The sequence below is a fragment of the Micromonospora sp. NPDC049799 genome (assembly GCF_040656655.1).
Classification (GTDB): Bacteria; Actinomycetota; Actinomycetes; order Mycobacteriales; family Micromonosporaceae; genus Micromonospora.
This window is the reverse complement of record NZ_JBFAMU010000738.1, coordinates 1-1,894: the sequence shown is the minus strand read 5'-3', so window position 1 is coordinate 1,894 and position 1,894 is coordinate 1. Positions and strand designations below refer to the sequence as shown.

Sequence of the window (1,894 nt, the reverse complement as noted above, 5' to 3'; positions counted from 1 at the left end):
GCGCGGCGTCCAGGGTCCGGCGGGCGGTGTCGAGGTGGGACCGGGCCGCCCGGTGGGCCGCCACCGCCTGCCCGTACGCCGACGCGAGCCTGCCCACTTCCCGTGCTCCCGTCGCCTCGCCCCGCCTGGTCCCGGGAAACCCTAGCCGACCCCACCGACGCCGGGACAGTCCGAAGCGGACGCGCCGCCGAAGGACACGCCGGGTCAGCGGCCGGGCGCCGGGACGACGGCGCAGGAGGCCGGTTGGGGCCGGTCGCCGGTACCGCAGTGGTACACCTCGACGGGTTCCGTCGCCACGTCGGGCACCCGCTCGACCCGCAGGAGAGCGAGTCGCTTGTCCACCGGCTCGCCGGAGTCCGGCGGGTACCGGATCAGTCCGGCCACCCCCGGGTAGCCCGGGCCGGCGTTCTGCCGCAGCACCTCGGCGTGCACGGCGACGGGATTGACCGAGGTCGGCTCCCAGCGTTGCCGCGGGCCGGCGTGGTGCAGCCGGGCGGCCAGGCTCTCCAGCGCCCGCACCATCATCATCGACGCGTCGTAAGCGAGGCTGACCCGCTCGCCGACGGGGTGCGGGCGGTCCGGTCGGCAGCGCGGCGGGTCGAGCAGGTCGCCGGCCTGGATCCAGGTGAGGAAGCTGGACCGGGCCTCGTCCCGCCGGTCCTGAGCGGCCCGCAGCGCGGCGCAGGTGCCGAGCGCGGCCTTGGACACGTACGTGACCGGCACGTTGCCCGGCGCGGCGGCCCGCAGGCCCGGGTTGGCCATGTAGCGGTTGACCGAGTCGTCGCCGACCAGGTGTTTCGGCGGGTCGTCGCCGCACTCGCGCAGCGCGCGGAGGAACCCGTCGAACTCCGACCACCGGCCGGCGTAGAAGAGCAGGCCGTCGAAGCCGCACTCGGCGGTCAGCCGACGGCCGGTCCGCCACTCCTCCAGCCGGGTGAGCCGGGGCCCGAACCGCTGCTTCAGCCCGTCCAGGAGGGTGCCGACGTAGAGGTCCTCGGCCAGCGGGCTGTTCTCCCGGTGGTCCAGTAGACGTGCGTCTCGTCCACCTTCAGCACCTGGCGGGCGTACTCGTCGACCATCTCGACCTGGTCGGCGTTGGGCGCGGAGACCTGGAGGTAGAGCCGCGAGTTGGCGTCGATGCGGTCGGCCGACAGGGTCGGTGCGAGCACGGGCAGCCCGATCCGGTTGAGTTCCCGCAGTGCCCGGGCGGTGCTGGCGCGGCTCTCCACCAGACCGACGACGCCGAGGACCGTCGGGTCGTCGCGGGCCAGCTCGGCGAGCATCGCCACGGCACGGTCCGCGTGGCGCATCTGCCGGCCGCCGTTGGCGACCACGATCCGCAGCAGCGCCGCGCCGTCGGCGCCCGCGGACTCCTTCAGCAGCGCGTACTGCGCCGTCGCCATCCCCTCCAGTTCCTCCCGCTCGGACACGTAGGACTCCTCGTCCGCGCGGGTCCGGTTGCCGGTGAGCGTGCCCAGGTAGACCAGGGTCAGGTAGGGCCGGCGGTGGTGGCTGCGTTCCCAGACCTCCTCGGCGGCGCGGTTCTGCGCGAAGATCCGCTCCTGGACGGTCCGCAGCGCGTCCTGTCCCGGGTCGTCGTTGAAGATTTGGGCCGCGCTGTCGCTGTAGCCGACGCACTCCCCCTCGGCCAGTTCCACCGCGATCCGGCCACCGGTCGGCGAGGGGTGGCAGTCCGGTCCCCAGCGGGTGCCGGCCCACGCGCCACCGGCGGCCAGCAGCGTCAGGGCCACCGCCGCCGGCAGGAACCGCCGCGACCACCACGGCGGTTCGGGCGCGCTGAAGGGGCGCAGGCCACCGCGTGGGCTGACCCGCAGAGACGCTACCGGCACCCGGAGACAGAAAGGCCTCCCGTGCACCCGGCAGAGCTCGCTTA

Annotated in this window: 1 protein-coding gene and 1 pseudogene; both read right to left on the bottom strand. The window is 74.5% G+C overall.

Translation table 11 applies throughout. The features are described 5' to 3' along the window. Nucleotides 1-204: 204 nt before the first annotated feature. The gene (locus AB0I76_RS28960) at nt 205-762 is read right to left on the bottom strand and encodes a hypothetical protein (protein WP_357042042.1); all 558 of its coding nucleotides are present in this window, start codon (nt 760-762) and stop codon (nt 205-207) included. A 197-nt stretch (nt 763-959) separates the two neighbouring features. Beyond that, nucleotides 960-1,894 (bottom strand): annotated as a pseudogene (locus tag AB0I76_RS28955) (hypothetical protein); the annotation flags it as partial.

Coding starts and splice junctions, on each gene's coding strand:
- AB0I76_RS28960 (WP_357042042.1), bottom strand. CDS start 762: ATGGCCAACCCGGGCCTGCGGGCCGCCGCGCCGGGCAACGTGCCGGTC.